Source organism: Streptomyces sp. NPDC002784, assembly GCF_053592135.1.
On record NZ_JBSFVD010000008.1, the window covers coordinates 92,623 to 108,806 of the forward strand.

Here is a 16,184-nt window from a genome sequence, read left to right on the forward strand (position 1 = left end):
GGGAAGGATCGCGCCCGCCGACCCTCCCGCCACCCTAAAGCTGCGACTCTGCCCCCATGGCGCAATGCGAACAACTCACCACCCCCGTAGACGCGGTCGTCTCGCGGATGCGCGCCCTGGACGCGGCCCTGCCCGCCCGGGACGGCGTGGCCGTCTTCAACCGTGTCTACCTGGCGGTGACCGAGGCGGTGGACCGGCGGATCGACGCGGGCCACTTCGCGGATCCAAGGGCCGCGATCACGCTGGACGTGCGGTTCGCGGAGCGCTATCTCGCGGCGGTCGGCACGGCCGCCGACGAGCGCCGCCCGCCCGCCTGCTGGCGGCCGCTGTTCCAGTTCCGCCGCCATCCCGGCGTACGACCGCTGCAGTTCGCGCTGGCGGGCATCAATGCGCACATCGGCCACGATCTTGCGCTCGCCGTCGTGGACGCCTGTCGTACCCTCGGCTGCGAACCCACCGATCTGGAGGACGAGTTCGATCGGGTGGGCGATCTCCTCGTCTCGCTGGAGGAGCGCATCCGCGAGGATCTGATGCCGGGCCCGGACCTGCTCCAGATCGCCGATCCGCTCACGCATCTGCTCGGCTCGTGGAGCCTGGAGCGGGCCCGGGACGCCACCTGGTCGGCGGCCCGGGCGCTGTGGGCGCTGCGCCGACTCCCCGAGCTGGCCGGGGAGTTCACCGAGCGGCTGGACGCGGCGGTGGGGTTCGCGGGCCGCATGCTGCTCACCCCCCTGCCGGACTGACCCCGGGCGGTCAGTCCTCCGGCAGCTCCACCGGGGCGATCTCGTCGTACACGTCGCCCGGCCCGGGGTTGGTGGCGTCGGTCTCGCCGCCGAAGTGGTGCATGACGCCCCACACCGCGTTCAGCGCGGTCTGGATCGCGCCCTCGGCCCAGCCGGCCGTCCAGGAGATGTCGTCGCCGGCGAGGAAGATGCCCCGCTTGTCCTCGGGCAGCCGGTCCTGCATGAAGTGCGTGAACAGGCGCCGCTGGTAGCGGTAGTGGCCGGGCAGGTTGGCCTTGAACGCGCCCATGAAGTAGGGCTCGTTCTCCCAGGACACGGTCACCGGGTTGCCGATGATGTGCTTGCGGATGTCGACCTTCGGGTAGATCTCGCCGAGCGACTTCAGCATGACCTCCATCCGCTCGTTCGCGGACAGCGGCAGCCACTTCAGGCTGTCGTCGCACCAGGTGTAGGAGAGGCAGATGACGGCCGGCTTGTCCGGACCGTCGTCGAGCAGGTACGTCCCGCGCGTCATCCGGTCGGTGAGCGTCATCGACATGACGTCCCGGCCGGTCGGGTTTCCCCTGTCGTCGACGGCCTTGTCCAGCCAGAACGGCCGGTCCACGGGCACGAACAGCTTGGAGCTCTCCATGTAGTGGGTGCGCTCGATGGCGGTCCAGTGGTCGATCGGGAAGAGCGAGTCGTCGCAGGCGATCTTGGAGAGCAGCATCCAGGACTGGGCGGTGAAGATCGCGGCCTGGTAGGTGCGGATGTCGCCGTCGGCGTCGGTCACCGTGATCCGGTTGCCCGCGGTGCGGTGCAGGCGGGTCACCGCCGGTCGGGGCGCGCCGTCGTCGTGCAGGCTCGCCAGCGAGGTGCCGTGGGGCCAGTGCACGATCTTCTCCGGCTCGCGCTCCCACAGGCGCAGCGGCAGCTGCTGGGAGCCGCCGACGATGCCGCGGTGGTGGTCGTCGGCCTCGGTGTAGACGACGCGCAGGATCTCCAGGATGGAGTTGGGGAAGTCGGTGTCCCAGCCGCCGGTGCCGAAGCCGACCTGGCCGAAGATCTCGCGGTGCCGGAAGGACTTGAAGGCCTCCGAGTCGCAGAGGAAGCCGTAGAAGGTCTGGTTGTCGAGCTTCTCGACGAGCTGCGCCCAGATCTCGCGGATGCGCGGGACGTCCCGCTCGCGCATCGCGCGGTTCATGTCGGAGAAGTCGGCGCCCTCTTCGAGGCACTTGTTCCAGGCCGCGGCGACGTCCCGGTACACCTGGGGCAGGTCGTCGACGGTCTCGGCGTAGTGCGACTCGCCCTTGAGGTCGACCACCGTCGAAGGGGTGGACTCGGCCAGGGGGTTGGGGAAGGGCCGGGTCTCCAGGCCCACCAGGTCGATGTAGTGCTGGAGGGCGGTGGAGGAGGGCGGGAAGCGCATCGCGCCCATCTCGGCCGTGAGGCCTTCGGTGCCCGGGCCGTCGAAGCCGACGGTGCGCAGCCGGCCACCGATCTGGTCGGCCTCGTAGACGACGGGCTTCAGGCCCATCTTCATCAGCTCGTAGGCGGCCACGATGCCGGACAGACCGCCGCCGATCACCGCGACCTCGGTGCCGTGCTCGGTCGCGGGTATCTGGCCGAGGCCGGCGGGGTGGGCGAGGAAGTCGTCGTACGCGTACGGGAAGTCCGGCCCGAACATGGTGATCGGCGGCTGCTGCTCGTCGGCGTGCTGGACGGCGGTGGGCACCGTGGACGTCATGGGGTACGGACTCCTTGCGAAAGCTGAGAAAGCTGGGAGGGGGAGATTCAGACGAGGGACCCGTAGAGGCCGGGGCGGCGGTCCTTCAGGTACGGGTTGGCCTCGCGGGCGGCGGCGAGGAACGCGGGGTCGGTGTCGGCGAACACCAGCTCCTCACCGCGTCCGGCGCGGGCGCGGGCGACGCCGTCGGGACCGGCCAGGGCGGAGAGGCCGATGAACTCGAACTCCCCTTCCCGACCGGCCCGGTTGACGTAGGCGACGTACATCTGGTTCTCGAAGGCACGCACCGGGATCATCGACTCGGCGACGAACTGGAAGGGGTGCATCTGCGCCGTGGGCACCACCAGCAGGTCGGTGCCGGCCAGGGCGTGGGCGCGCACGTTCTCCGGGAACTCGACGTCGTAGCAGATCAGGATGCCGACGCGCAGGCCGTTGAGCTCCGCCTGCACCACCTGCCGCTCCCCCGGCGTGAAGTGGTCGCGCTCGAAGCAGCCGAAGAGGTGGGTCTTGCGGTAGTTGGCCTGCCGGGTGCCGTCGGCGGAGATCAGCTGCGCGGAGTTGTACACGGTCCCGCCGTCGCGCTCCGGGTAGCCGTAGGCGAGGGCGAGAGCGTGCCGCGAGGCGATCTCCGCGACGGCGTCCGCGCTGTCCCCGTCGGCGGGCTCGGCGAGCCGCGCGATCTCGTCGCCGATCGCGTACCCGGTCAGGAACATCTCCGGTGCGATGAGCAGCCCGGCGCCCGCCGCGGCGGCACGGCCCGCGGCCTCGTCGAGCACCTTGAGGTTCTCGGCGACCGAACCGGGGCGGCCGGAGCTCTGGAGCAGGGCGGTGCGCATGCGTGATCCTCACCGGGCGGAAGGGGGTTCAAGGGGCCTTCTAGACGGTACGGTCGCCGCGCTCGGCGGGACAAGCGGGAGCCGTTGCGCGCTCGTGAGCGGAACGTTGCGTGCTCCGGGCCGAGCGCGGCGATTCGTTGCGCGGCCTCCGGTCAGCGCCGCGCCCTGGCCGCCGTGCCGCGGATCACCGCCCCCACCAGGTACGGCAGCGCGAACAGGGCGAACACCGTGCCGTGGGAGGCATGGTCACCGGCCGCCGCGTAGGCGCCGTAGACCAGGACCGTCAGCAGTTCCGTGCCCAGGCCCGCGACGGACGTGAGGGTGGCTCGGCCGCCCTCCTCGATGCGGTGCTGGAGGCGGACGTCGGCGAGGACGGTCGCCAGCTGGAAGCCCGCGAACGCGACGGCGATCAGGGCGAGGCCGGCCGGGGTGCGGGTGATCGCGCCGAGCGCCAGGGCCAGGGCGGAGGCCGCGATCAGCCAGGTGAAGCCGGTCGTGCCGAGCCGTTCGGCGGGGCCCGCCAGCAGGCTGACGGCGGTGACCGCGGCCCAGATCAGCAGCAGGGCGTAGGGCACGAACCCGTCGGGCACGCCGGTCTCCCGGACCAGCAGCGGTGAGTACTCGTCCAGGGCGCTCCACACGCAGGCCACGGCCGGGACGAGCAGCAGCGCGCCGCGCAGCGAGCGGTCCCGGCGGGCGGTGGTGAGGCCGGTGCGCAGGGTCGCCGCCCAGCCCTCGCCGTCGCTGGACCGGGTCGGGTCCTCCGGGAACCGGCTCGCCGTCAGCGCGGCCAGCAGACAGACGGCGACGCTGGCCGCGCCCACGGCCTGGTAGCCACCGAGCGCGAACACCGGACCGGCCGCCGCCATGGCGGCCATGACGCCCAGCAGCCCCGCCGCCCGGGCCCGGCCCATGACGCGCGCGTAGCGGTCGGCGGCGCCGAGCCGGTCCAGTTCGTCGTAGACCAGGGCCTCCAGCGCACCGGAGCCCAGCGCTCCGCTGATGCCCCACAGGACGAAGCCGGCCGCGAAGGCCCCGTACGAGGGGACGAGCACCCACAGGGCGAAGCCGGCCGCGCTGAGCAGCGGGCCCAGCCACAGCAGCGCCCGGCGGGAGACGGCGTCGGCCCAGGCGCCGGAGGGCACCTCCAGGACGACGCCGGTGATCGACCACAGGGCGAACAGCGAGGAGATCTGCCACAGCGACAGCCCGCTGTCGGCGAAGAGCAGGGCGTACAGCGGGTAGAGCAGGACGAGATCGTCGAGGAACGCGTAACCGTACAGCGTGCGGGTGAGCCGGCGAAGGCTGCCGGTGGCGGGCACGCGCGCGGGTGAGAGTGTCATGGGGCCTTCCCTGAGGGGCGGATCGGACGCGGGGTACGGCGTCCGAGGCGGCCCTCGGGAGGCACGACGGGTTATGGATCAATGTCGCCAGGTCATGGCTCGATGGTAGGCCGGGTCGGCCCTCCCGCGCAGGGAGATTTCGGGGAGGGGCGCCACCGCCGCACCACAGGCCGCGGAGGGGGCTGCCCGGCTAGGTGGGCGAGCCCGAGGAGAAGCGCCTGAGCAGCGGTGACAGCACCAGCACCGACTTGGTCCGCTCCACGAACGGCTCCCCGGCGATCCGCTCCAGCACCCGCTCGAAGTGGCGCATGTCGGAGGCGAAGACCTGCACGACCGCGTCCGCGTCACCCGTGACGGTGGAGGCGGCCACGACCTCCTGATAGCGCTCGAGCCCTCGCCGGATGGTGTCCGGGGAGGTGTTGTGCCGGCAGTAGATCTCGACGAACCCCTCGGTCTCCCAGCCGAGCGCCGACGGGTCCACCCGTACCGTGAATCCGGTGATGGCTCCGGTGGCGCGCAGCCGGTCCACGCGCCGCTTCACGGCGGGCGCGGACAGGCCGACGAGTTGCCCGATGTCCGCGTAGGAGCGGCGGGCGTCCTCGGCGAGGGCGTGCACGATGCGTTCGTCGAGATCGTTCAGCACTGCGGGTGGTTCACTTCACTTCTGACACGGCAAGACGGGAACGGCGGTAGCCGTACAGGAAGTAGAACACGAGACCGGCCGCCATCCAGCACCCGAAGACCACCCAGGTCACGGTGTCGAGGCTGAACATGTTGTACGCGCAGAACGCGAAGCCGAGGACGGGCAGCACCGGACCGAACGGCACCTTGAAGGTCCGCTCCAGCTCCGGGCGCCGGTAGCGCAGCACGATCACCGCGATGTTGACCAGCGCGAAGGCGAACAGCGTGCCGATGCTGGTGGCGTCGACGAGCTTGCCGAGCGGGATCAGCGCGGCGAGGACACCGCAGAACAGCGAGACGAGGATCGTGTTCAGACGGGGGGTGCCGGTCTTGCGGTCCACCTTGCCGAGCGCCTTGGGCACCAGGCCGTCGCGGGACATCGCGAAGAGGATGCGGGTCTGGCCGTACAGCACCGTGAGGACCACCGACGCGATGGAGATGACCGCGCCGAGCGCGAGCAGGGTGCCCCAGAAGGACTGGCCGCTGACGTCGGTCATGATCGCCGCGAGGGAAGCCTCGGAGCCCTCGAACTTGGTCCAGTTCCAGGCGCCGACCGCGACGGCGGCGACCAGGACGTACAGCGCGGTGACGATGATCAGCGAGAGCATGATCGCGCGCGGCAGGTCCTTCTTGGGGTTCTTGGCCTCCTCACCGGCGGTGGAGGCGGCGTCGAAGCCGATGTAGGAGAAGAACAGGGTGGCACCGGCGGCGCTGACGCCCGCCATGCCGAGCGGCATGAAGTCCGCGTAGTTGCCGGACTTGAAGCCCATGAAGCCGACCGCGCAGAACAGCACCAGTGCGGCGATCTTCACCGCGACCATGATCGTGTTGGCGCGGGCCGACTCCCGGACGCCACCGAGCAGGAACACCATCGCCAGCACGACCACGAGCAGCCCGGGCAGGTTGATGATGCCGCCCTCACCCGGCGCCGAGGAGAGCGCGGAGGGGATGGTGACGCCGATCGTGCCGTCGAGGAGTTCGTTGAGGTACTCGCCCCAGCCGACCGCGACGGCGGCCACGGAGACGCCGTACTCCAGCACCAGACACCAGCCGCAGACCCAGGCGACGAGTTCGCCCATCGTTGCGTACGCATACGAGTACGAGGATCCGGCGACCGGGATGCTGCCCGCGAGCTCCGCGTAGGACAGGGCCGAGAACAGTGCCGTGAGACCCGCTATGACGAAGGCCAGGGTGACCGCGGGACCGGCCTCGGGGACGGCGTCGCCGAGGACGACGAAGATGCCGGTGCCGAGGGTGGCACCGATGCTGATCATGGTGAGCTGCCACAGGCCCAGGGAGCGCCGCAGCGAACCTCCCTCGCCCTGGCCACCCTCCTCGACCAGGGCTTCCACGGGCTTGCGTCGCATCAGGCGCGCGCCGAGCCCCGGGGACGCGGGGGCGGTCTGGCTTGGGTCGTGCGGGGGTGCGCCTTGGTCGAGCACGCGCTGGCTCCTTCATCGCTGCCGGTCAGGGCGGCAGGGACAGGCGGTACCCCTTCGAAGCAGGGACCCACCGAGCGGGGTCCCCGCCACGCCACGTACGAGGCGACAGCCTATGAGGTGGGGCGTTGCTGATGAAATGCAGCAACCTTGCGCATACCCGCATGATCATTGCGTACATCCGGCCTGGGTGGGTGTTCGTTGCACGGCGGCTTTCGACCGTTGCGCGATGACCTTCGCCGGGGCCGTTTGAGGGGAGTTTCCGGGAGGCACGCAGAACGGCCCCCGCTGTTCCCGGGCGGGGAACGACGGGGGCCGTGCGTGCGGCAGGGGCGTCAGCTCCAGCTGGCGTGCAGCGGCTTGCCCTCGGCGTAGCCGGCGGCGCTCTGGACGCCGACGACGGCCTTCTCGGCGAACTCCTCCAGGGAGCCGGCACCGGCGTAGGTGCAGGAGGAGCGGACGCCCGCGATGATCGAGTCGATCAGGTCCTCCACGCCCGGCCGGGCCGGGTCGAGGAACATCCGCGAGGTGGAGATGCCCTCCTCGAACAGCGCCTTGCGGGCCCGGTCGTAGGCCGACTCCTCGGACGTACGGTTGCGCACCGCGCGCGCGGAGGCCATGCCGAAGGACTCCTTGTAGGCGCGTCCCTGGGCGTCGTGCTGGAGGTCGCCCGGGGACTCGTAGGTGCCCGCGAACCAGGAGCCGACCATGACGTTGGACGCACCGGCCGCGAGGGCCATCGCCACGTCGCGCGGGTGCCGGACGCCGCCGTCCGCCCACACGTGCTTGCCGTACTTCTTCGCCTCGGCGGCGCACTCCAGCACCGCGGAGAACTGCGGCCGGCCGACGCCGGTCATCATGCGGGTGGTGCACATGGCACCGGGTCCGACGCCGACCTTGATGATGTCGGCACCGGCCTCGATGAGATCGCGGACGCCCTCGGCGGCGACGATGTTGCCGGCCACGATCGGCACCTGCGGGTCGAGTGCGCGGACCAGCCCGACCGCGCTGATCATCGACTCCTGGTGGCCGTGCGCGGTGTCGATGACGAGCGTGTCCACGCCCGCGTCGAGCAGCTGCTTGGCCTTGCCCGCCACATCGCCGTTGATGCCCACGGCGGCGGCGATGCGCAGCTTGCCGTCGGCGTCCACGGCCGGGGTGTAGAGGGTGGCCCGCAGGGCGCCCTTGCGCGTCAGGATGCCCGCCAGCTTGCCCTCCGCGTCCACGGCGGGGGCGTAGCGGCGGTTGTGGTGGTCCAGGGTGTTGAAGGCCTCGCGCGGGTCGATGTCGGCGTCGAGCAGCAGCAGGTCACGGGACATGACGACCTCGAGCTGGGTGAAGCGGTCCACGCCGCTCAGGTCGGCGTCGGTGACCACGCCGACCGGCTTGAAGTCGTCGTCGACGACGACCCCGGCGTTGTGCGCGCGCTTGGGCAGCAGGGAGAGGGCGTCGGCGACGGTCTGGTGCGGGGCCAGCACGATGGGGGTGTCGAGGACCAGGTGACGGCTCTTGACCCAGGAGACGACCTCGGTGACGACGTCGATCGGGATGTCCTGCGGGATGACCACCAGACCACCGCGCCGGGCCATCGTCTCCGCCATGCGGCGGCCGGCGATGGCGGTCATGTTGGCGACGACGAGCGGAATCGTGGTGCCGGTGCCGTCGGGGGCGCTGAGGTCCACCCCTTGCCGGGAACCGACCGCGGAGCGGCTCGGCACCATGAAGACGTCGTCGTACGTCAGGTCGTACGGGGGCTGGATGTCATTGAGGAAACGCACGTGCTGCACATCCCAGTCGATCAGAGGTGGCCCCCGGACAGGTCAGCCAGGGGGAAAGAGCACGTACTTCATTGTCCCATGACGACCGGTACGCCATACACGGTCAGTTCATCCAGGCCGGTCAGAGACGCTTAGGAGGATCCTCCAAGGGCGAGCGCCACGGTGACGGCCGAGCCGGACGAGAAGACCTCGCGGGCGGTCGCCCACTCCTCGGGGCGCGCCTCGGCGTACGGTCCCCAGTTCCGTACGAGGATCACGGCCGGGCCCGCGGGCCACAGGCCGGGATCGGAGAGCACGTCGGCCAGCGCGTCCCAGTTGCGGCCGAAGTGGCCGGGCAGCCCCAGGTCCCGCAGGCACCGGTCCATCAGGCCCGCCTTGTCGGTGACCCCGGCGAGGTCCAGCGTGGCCAGTACTTCCGCCATCTCAGTACCGCCCGGAACGAGTCGTGGTGATCATGGGCAGCGGCGGGGGACGGATCGCGGTGGCATCCGCCGATGCGGCCACGCCCATCCCCTCCTGATGTTCCGTCAGATTCCGTCCGGATCAGCCCTGTTGAGCGCGGGCTTGGGCGTCGGCCCGGCCGTCATCAGCGCGTCCGCCGCCGAGGTGTCGGTCACCAGGCTGGTGACGAGCCCCGACCGCAGCACGGCGTCGATCGCGGACGCCTTGCGCGCCCCGCCCGCTATGGCGACCACCTCGGGGATACGGCGGAGCTGGTCGGCCTTGACGGTGATGCACCGCTCGCCGAGGTCCCGCCCGACCCGGCGGCCGTCGGCGTCGAAGAGGTGCGCCGACATCTCGGCGGCGACCCCGAGCGAGGCGTAGTGCGCCCGCTCCTGGTCGCTGAGCATGTCGTGCACCGTGGAGATGCCCGGCTCCCAGGAACCGATGGAGACACAGGCGACCGTGACCTTGTCGAAGTACTCGAAGGCCCGGGCGATCCCGGTCTGGTTGCGCAGCGCCGCCGCGGTGGCCGCGTCCGGCAGCAGCATCGGCGCGTAGATCGGGTGCGCGTCACCGCCCGAGACCTGGGCCGCCCGGCGCACCGCCTCCACCGAGCCGCGTTCGGCGGTCCCGGCGTCGTACACGCCGGTCAGCTGCACCACCGTGCACGGCGGCAGCCGGTCGAGCGCGGCCGCCATGTGGATGGTGGAGCGGCCCCAGGCCAGGCCCAGGACATCACCTTCGTTCACCAGTTCGCCGAGCAGATCGGCCGCCACTTCTCCCAGGTTCTCCGGGTCGGGAGAGTCCTGGGCCTCCGCCGGCGACTCGACCACGACGGCGTGCCTGAGGCCGTAGCGGGCCCGCAGCGCGTCCGAGCGCTCGGCGTCCAGCTCGGCGGGGACGCGGATCTCGATACGCACGAGATCCCTTTCGAGGGCGGTCTCCAGGACCCGGGCCACCTTGAAGCGGCTGACGCCGAACTCCTCGGCGATCTGGATCTTGGACTTCCCCTCGAGGTAGAAGCGGCGGGCCATGGCCGCCGCCTGCACCAGCTCAGCGGGTCCCATCCGCATGGCTGACCGGCCCGCCGACATACCCGACACGGCGATCTCCTCACTACTGTTCACACTCTGGATTCGCCGTTCATCCTTGCAGATCCGGCGCACCGGATCCGCCCTGATGGGCGCCGTTCACGTTCCCTTGGCTCAGTGGTCGCATGCCCAGGCCGCGGACTTGGTCACTCCTTCCGCCTGTGCCCGCAGCGCGCGGACCGCCTCGGCGGGATCCGCCGCCCCGTACACCGCGGAGCCGGCCACGAAGACGTCCGCGCCCGCCTCCGCGCACCGCTCGATCGTCGTGGCCGAGACCCCGCCGTCCACCTGAAGCCACAGCTCAAGTCCGTGCTTGCTGATCAACTCGCGGGTGCGGCGAATCTTGGGGAGCATGATGTCGAGGAACGCCTGTCCCCCGAAACCGGGTTCGACCGTCATGATCAGCAGCATGTCGAGCTCGGGGAGCAGGTCCTCGTACGGCTCGATGGGCGTCGCGGGCTTGAGCGCCATGGAGGCTCGCGCACCCTTGGCCCGGATCTCGCGGGCCAGACGCACCGGAGCGGCGGCCGCCTCGACGTGGAAGGTGACCGAACCGGCCCCCGCTTCTACGTACTGGGGCGCCCATCGATCGGGGGCCTCGATCATCAGATGGCAGTCCAGCGGAGTGTCCGTCGCGCGGGCCAGCGACTCTACGACCGGCACACCGAGCGTGAGGTTCGGGACGAAATGGTTGTCCATGACGTCGACGTGGAGCCAGTCGGCTCCTTCGACCGCCTTCGCCTCGTCCGCGAGGCGGGCGAAATCGGCGGACAGGATGCTGGGGTTGATCTGCACGGCCATGACCCAACTCTGCCACGCCCCGCGGGGGATCGTCGTGGCGCCCCTTACCGGGGGCTCCGGTGCGCGGCGTCCGCTCGGCCTCCGGGGTGGCGATGACCGGAAAGCGCGGGATTGCGCATCTCGTCTGCGGGCGGCGGGCCAAGTGGGTCGTCCTGGTGCTGTGGCTCATCGTGCTCTTCCTTACGGCGCCGTTCGCCCAGAAACTCACCGACGCCCAGGACAATGACGCCGCCTCCTGGCTGCCCGGCTCCGCCGAGTCCACCCAAGTCCTGCAGCTGTCCGAGGACTTCAGGCCGGAGCAGATCCCGGCCGTCGTCATCTACGCCCGGGACGGCGGGCTCACGGCCGAGGACCGGGCCGCGATCGCGGAGGACGTACGGGAGCTGAAGCGGCTCACCGCGCACGGCATCCGCGGCGACGAGACCCGAGGGCCCGCCTACGACCGGGAGGCCGGTCCGCGGGCGGCCCAGGTGTACGTGCCGATCACCATGGACGAGAGGGGCTGGGAGCAGATCTCGCCCGCCGTCGACGACATCCGGGCCGTCACCGGGGAGGGCGGCGGCGGCCTCGCCGTGCACATCACGGGTCCGGGCGGTACGTCCGCGGACTTCGCCGAGGCCTTCGAGGGCATCGACTCCACCCTGCTGCTGTCGGCGATGGCGGTCGTCGTCGTGATGCTGCTGATCACCTACCGCAGCCCGACCCTGCTGGTGGTCCCGCTGCTCTCCGTGATCGCCGCCCTGCTCACCGCGCAGGCGCTCATCTACTTCCTCGCGGAGCACGCGGGCCTGACCGTGAACGGCCAGAGCGCGGGCATCCTGACCGTGCTGGTCTTCGGCGCGGGGACGGACTACGCCCTGCTGCTCGTGGCCCGCTATCGGGAGGAGCTGCGCTCCCACGGGGACCGGCACGAGGCGATGGCGCTGGCCCTGCACCGCGCGGGCCCCGCGGTGATCGCCTCCGGCGCCACCGTCGTGCTGAGCATGCTGGTGCTGCTGGCCGCCGAGATGAACTCCACGAGCGGCCTCGGACCGGTCGCGGCGATCGGGGTCGCGGTCGGCCTGCTGGCCATGATGACGCTGTTCCCGGCACTGCTGGTGATCTGCGGCCGGTGGATCTTCTGGCCGGTGATCCCGCACGTCGGCGCCCCCAACCCGCACGAGCGGGGCATCTGGGCCCGCATGGGCCGCCGTATCTCCGTGCGGCCGCGCATGGTGTGGGCGGTCACGGCGGCGGTCCTCGCGCTGTGCTCCCTCGGCCTGATCCAGTTGCGCGCCGAGGGCATCAGCAACGCGGACGCCTTCACCGGCACCCCGGACTCCATCACCGGCCAGCAGGTCTCCGAGCGCTACTTCCCGGCGGGCAGCGGCGATCCGCTCGTCGTCGTCAGCAACCAGGACCAGGCCGAGGAGGTCGGCCAGGCGGTCGCCCGGACCCCGGGTGTGGTCCCGGAGTCCCTGGGCCTGCCACCGGGCACCAAACCGTCCTTCGAGGGCAAGGTGCTGTTCGAGGCCACCCTGTCCGACCCGGCCGACAGCGAGGCCGCCCAGCAGACGGTGGACCGGGTCCGGGACGCCGTGCACGCGGTGCCGGACGCCGACGCCCAGGTCGGCGGCGGTACGGCGGCCCTGCTGGACATGGACCGGGCGACCACGCACGACAACCTGCTGATCATCCCGCTGGTGCTGATCGTGGTCCTGCTGATCCTGTGCGTCCTGCTGCGCGCCCTGATCGCCCCGCTGCTGCTGATCGGCACGGTGATCCTGTCCTTCGCGGCGGCCCTGGGCATCAGCGCGCTCGCCTTCCGCTACCTCTTCGACTACGCGGGCGAGTCCACGGACTTCCCGCTGTTCGTCTTCGTCTTCCTGGTCGCCCTGGGCATCGACTACAACATCTTCCTGACCACCCGGATCCGCGAGGAGGCGGCCCGTCAGGGCACCCGGGCGGGCGTGGTGACCGGCCTCGCCGCGACGGGCGCGGTCATCACCTCGGCCGGCCTGGTCCTGGCCGGGACCTTCGCCGCCCTCGGCACGCTCCCGATGGTCGCCTTCGCGGAGATCGGCTTCGCGGTCGCGCTCGGCGTCATCCTGGACACCTTCATCGTGCGCTCGATCCTGGTACCGGCGCTGTTCATGGACGTCGGCCCGAAGGTGTGGTGGCCGCACCGGCCGGCGAAGGGGGACGGCTCGGTCAGTCCCGCTGCGGCGGATACACCGACGGCTCGTCCAGCGGGACCTTGAGCCAGGCGATCATCTGGCGGAGCTGGTGGTAGGCGCGCAGCCGCTCCTCGTCGCTGTCCGCCTCCTCCGCGGCGGCGACGGGCTCCCACAGCCGGGGCACCATGACGGGCCCCACCTCCAGCAGCCCCCCGCTGCCGCCCGAGGCCCAGCGGGCCAGGACGTAGCGGACGAGGGCGCCGACCGGGATGTCCAGGGTCCGGGACATCCCGCGCACCGTGGCCAGGGGATCGAGCAGGCCGTACCCCACCACGTCCGACTTGAAGGCGGCGTGCGGATCGGCCTCGGTCCACTCCCCCTTCCAGGGGCGCAGCCGTACGACGTCATGGCCGTCCTCGTCGGCCCACACATCCGGATCCTCGGTCAAGGACATCAGCCTCCCAGCACGGCTCGGTCCTCACGAGTCTCGGCAGGAGGACCGGGCCGGGGCAACCGCCCGGCCGGTCAAGCCGTGCGGCGGATCAGCGCCAGGTACATCGCGTCGGTCCCGTGCAGATGCGGCCACAGCTGGACGTCGGGCCCGTCGCCCAGGTCCGGCACGCCGGGCAGCAGCGGGCGGGCGTCGATCAGCTCCGCGCCCGGGTGCTGCTTGAGCACGTCGTCGACGACGGCACGGGTCTCGGCGCGATGCGGGGAGCAGGTGGCGTAGCCGACGACCCCGCCGACCCGCACGGAGTCCAGGGCGGTGCCCAGCAGGCCCCGCTGCAGCGGCGCGAACCCGTCGAGGTCCTCGGGCCTGCGCCGCCACCGCGCCTCCGGCCGCCGCCGCAGGGCGCCGAGACCGGTGCACGGTACGTCCATCAGCACCCGGTCGAAGGAGCCGGGCCGCCACGGCGGCCGGGTTCCGTCGGCGGCGATGACCTGGTACGGCCCGGGGTTGCCGGCGAGCGCCTTGGCCACCAGCCCGGCCCGGTGCGGCTGCTTCTCGGAGGCGAGCAGCACGGCCCCGCGCTCGGCGGCGAGCGCACCGAGCAGCGCCGCCTTGCCGCCGGGCCCGGCGCATCCGTCGAGCCACATGGCGTCGGGCCCGTCGAGGGGCGCGTGGGCGAGGGCGAGGGCGACGAGCTGGCTCCCCTCGTCCTGCACCCCGGCCCGCCCTTCGCGTACGGCCTCGATGGCGCCGGGCTCACCGCCCTCGGCCAGCCGCACCGCGTACGGCGACCAGCGCCCCGCCACCGCCGCGTCCTCGCCGAGCAGTTCCTCGGTGGTGGCCCGTCCGGGCCGGGCGACCAGGGTCACCTCGGGCCGCTCGTTGTCGGCCTCCAGCAGCCGCTCGATCCCGGCGCGTCCCCCGCCGAGCGCGTCCCACAGCGCGGAGACGACCCAGCGCGGATGCGAGTGCACGACGGCGAGATGGTCCTCGGGGTCGTCGTCGTAGGGCGGCGCGACCCGCTCGATCCACTCGTCGAGATCGTGCTGGGAGACCTTCCGCAGCACGGCGTTCACGAACTTGGCCCGCCCGTCGCCGAGGACGACCCGGGCCAGCTCGACGGAGGCGGACACGGCGGCATGCGTCGGGATCCGGGTGCCGAGGAGCTGGTGCGCCCCGAGACTCAGCACATCGAGCACCGGCGGGTCGACCTCCCTGAGCGGCCGGTCGACGCACGCGGAGATGACGGCGTCGTACGTCCCCTGCCGGCGCAGCGTCCCGTAGACCAGCTCGGTCGCGAGCGCCGCGTCCCGCCCGTCGAAGTCCCCCTGCTCGCGCGCCTTGCGCAGCAGCGGCGGCAGCACGAGGTTGGCGTACGCGTCCCGTTCGTCCACGGCCCGCAGGGCCTCGAAGGCGAGAAAGCGGACGGGGTCCTTCTGGGGCCGCCGGTAGGGCTTGCCGGGTCTACGGGGCCGACGGGAGGTCTCGCTCACGAAAAAGGTGCTCCGCGTTGCTGGATGACATGTGCTGGACGTGCGTGTCCAGCGTACGTCGCACCGCGCGCCCGGTGCGCGGCCGGTCAGGCCCCGAGCCGCTCGCCGTCGGCGATCCGCACCCCGCGCGCCCAGTCGGCCGCCCGCATCGGCTTCTTGCCCTGGGCCTGCACCCACAGCAGCTCGACGGCGTACGAACCGGTGCCGACGTGCACGCTGTTCTTGCCCACGGCGAGCGCACCCGGGGCGAGGTCGGTCCGGTCCGGCACCGGGTGGACCTGGATGAGCTTGAGCCGCTCCCCGCGGAAGACGGTCCAGGCGCCGGGAGCCGGTGTGCAGCCGCGGACGACCCGGTCGACGCGCAGCGCGGGGGCGCTCCAGTCGATGCGGGCGTCCTCCACATTGACCTTGGGCGCCAGGCTGATGCCCTCGCCCGGCTGCGGTACGGCCTTCAGGGAGCCGTCCTCGATCCCGTCCATGGTCGCGGCGAGCAGCCCGGCGCCGGCGAAGGCGAGCCGGGTGAGCAGGTCGCCGCTGGTGTCGGTGGGCCGGACCGTCTCGGTGACGGTGCCGTAGACGGGCCCGGAGTCGAGGCCCTCCTCGATGAGGAAGGTGGAGGCACCGGTGATCTCGTCGCCCGCCATGATGGAGTGCTGCACGGGCGCGGCGCCACGCCAGGCGGGCAGCAGGGAGAAGTGCAGGTTGACCCAGCCGTGGGCCGGGATGTCGAGGGCGACGCGCGGCAGCAGCGCGCCGTACGCGACCACGGGACAGCAGTCCGGCGCGATCTCCCGCAGCCGCTCCAGAAACTCCGGGTCGCGCGGCTTGACGGGCTTCAGCACCTCGATCCCGGCCTCCTCGGCCCGCTCGGCCACCGGCGAGGCGACGAGCCTGCGCCCCCGCCCGGCGGGAGCGTCGGGCCGCGTGACGACAGCGGCCACCTCATGCCGCCCGGAGGCGAGAAGAGCGTCCAGAGCGGGAACGGCGACCTCGGGGGTACCGGCGAAGACGAGCTTCATGGGTGAGTGCGGGCCTCTCGGTCGGGATGGGTCGGGCAGCGCACCAGTCTATTGGGGGAAAGAGGCCGCCGAAGGGAGGGCCGTCGGCGGCCCCGCACCCCCGGCGCACGCATATGCCGGTACGCCCCCTCTGCGTGACCAGCGGAGCGCCTACGCGTTGGTCAAGAAAGAGTTGACCCCAAC

The 16,184-nt window shown here is 71.7% G+C and carries 14 protein-coding genes; 2 read left to right on the forward strand and 12 right to left on the reverse strand.

Going from position 1 to position 16,184, the window contains the following annotated elements:
* Nucleotides 1-56: 56 nt before the first annotated feature.
* Entirely contained in the window at nucleotides 57-743 is a 687-nt protein-coding gene (locus ACWD1Z_RS17200) for a DUF5995 family protein (protein ID WP_451119459.1), read from the forward strand.
* A gap of 10 nt (nucleotides 744-753) precedes the next feature.
* Here the strand turns inward: ACWD1Z_RS17200 and ACWD1Z_RS17205 are convergent, their stop codons facing one another.
* The 9 genes from ACWD1Z_RS17205 to rpe all read right to left on the reverse strand — a co-directional run bounded on the left by ACWD1Z_RS17205 (nucleotide 754) and on the right by rpe (nucleotide 10,882).
* Nucleotides 754-2,469, reverse strand: coding sequence for a flavin monoamine oxidase family protein (locus tag ACWD1Z_RS17205; RefSeq protein WP_451119460.1), 1,716 nt, complete (start codon nucleotides 2,467-2,469; stop codon nucleotides 754-756).
* A 47-nt stretch (nucleotides 2,470-2,516) separates the two neighbouring features.
* Entirely contained in the window at nucleotides 2,517-3,305 is a 789-nt protein-coding gene (locus ACWD1Z_RS17210) for a carbon-nitrogen hydrolase family protein (protein ID WP_451119461.1), read from the reverse strand.
* Nucleotides 3,306-3,457: 152 nt separating this feature from the next.
* A complete protein-coding gene (locus tag ACWD1Z_RS17215) occupies nucleotides 3,458-4,648 on the reverse strand; it encodes an MFS transporter (RefSeq protein ID WP_451119463.1) in 1,191 nt (396 codons plus the stop codon).
* A 190-nt stretch (nucleotides 4,649-4,838) separates the two neighbouring features.
* Nucleotides 4,839-5,291 carry an Lrp/AsnC family transcriptional regulator gene (locus ACWD1Z_RS17220; protein ID WP_048581051.1) on the reverse strand — a complete coding sequence of 151 codons (453 nt, stop codon included), beginning with the start codon at nucleotides 5,289-5,291 and terminating at the stop codon, nucleotides 4,839-4,841.
* A gap of 10 nt (nucleotides 5,292-5,301) precedes the next feature.
* Nucleotides 5,302-6,771 (reverse strand): amino acid permease, encoded by a 1,470-nt coding sequence (locus ACWD1Z_RS17225; RefSeq protein ID WP_451119464.1) that lies wholly within the window; start codon nucleotides 6,769-6,771, stop codon nucleotides 5,302-5,304.
* A gap of 332 nt (nucleotides 6,772-7,103) precedes the next feature.
* On the reverse strand, nucleotides 7,104-8,546 hold the full coding sequence (locus tag ACWD1Z_RS17230) for a GuaB1 family IMP dehydrogenase-related protein (RefSeq protein WP_451119466.1): 1,443 nt from the start codon (nucleotides 8,544-8,546) through the stop codon (nucleotides 7,104-7,106).
* A 131-nt stretch (nucleotides 8,547-8,677) separates the two neighbouring features.
* Nucleotides 8,678-8,968 (reverse strand): barstar family protein, encoded by a 291-nt coding sequence (locus ACWD1Z_RS17235; RefSeq protein ID WP_451119468.1) that lies wholly within the window; start codon nucleotides 8,966-8,968, stop codon nucleotides 8,678-8,680.
* Nucleotides 8,969-9,073: 105 nt separating this feature from the next.
* Nucleotides 9,074-10,117 (reverse strand): sugar-binding transcriptional regulator, encoded by a 1,044-nt coding sequence (locus tag ACWD1Z_RS17240; protein ID WP_451119469.1) that lies wholly within the window; start codon nucleotides 10,115-10,117, stop codon nucleotides 9,074-9,076.
* Nucleotides 10,118-10,195: 78 nt separating this feature from the next.
* Complete coding sequence (gene rpe, locus ACWD1Z_RS17245) at nucleotides 10,196-10,882, reverse strand: ribulose-phosphate 3-epimerase (protein WP_389420678.1); 687 nt, start codon at nucleotides 10,880-10,882, stop codon at nucleotides 10,196-10,198.
* A gap of 92 nt (nucleotides 10,883-10,974) precedes the next feature.
* Between rpe and ACWD1Z_RS17250 the strand changes: the two genes are divergently transcribed.
* Nucleotides 10,975-13,122 carry an MMPL family transporter gene (locus ACWD1Z_RS17250; RefSeq protein ID WP_451119471.1) on the forward strand — a complete coding sequence of 716 codons (2,148 nt, stop codon included), beginning with the start codon at nucleotides 10,975-10,977 and terminating at the stop codon, nucleotides 13,120-13,122.
* Here ACWD1Z_RS17250 and ACWD1Z_RS17255 read toward each other — a convergent pair.
* The 3 genes from ACWD1Z_RS17255 to fmt form a co-directional block, all read right to left on the reverse strand.
* On the reverse strand, nucleotides 13,073-13,492 hold the full coding sequence (locus ACWD1Z_RS17255) for a DUF6027 family protein (protein WP_451119473.1): 420 nt from the start codon (nucleotides 13,490-13,492) through the stop codon (nucleotides 13,073-13,075). The genes ACWD1Z_RS17250 and ACWD1Z_RS17255 overlap by 50 nt on opposite strands.
* Before the next feature lie 71 nt (nucleotides 13,493-13,563).
* Nucleotides 13,564-14,982, reverse strand: a complete 1,419-nt coding sequence (locus ACWD1Z_RS17260; protein WP_451119474.1) for an RsmB/NOP family class I SAM-dependent RNA methyltransferase — start codon at nucleotides 14,980-14,982, stop codon at nucleotides 13,564-13,566.
* A gap of 86 nt (nucleotides 14,983-15,068) precedes the next feature.
* Nucleotides 15,069-16,001, reverse strand: coding sequence for a methionyl-tRNA formyltransferase (fmt, locus tag ACWD1Z_RS17265; protein WP_451119475.1), 933 nt, complete (start codon nucleotides 15,999-16,001; stop codon nucleotides 15,069-15,071).
* Between the last annotated feature and the right edge of the window lie 183 nt (nucleotides 16,002-16,184).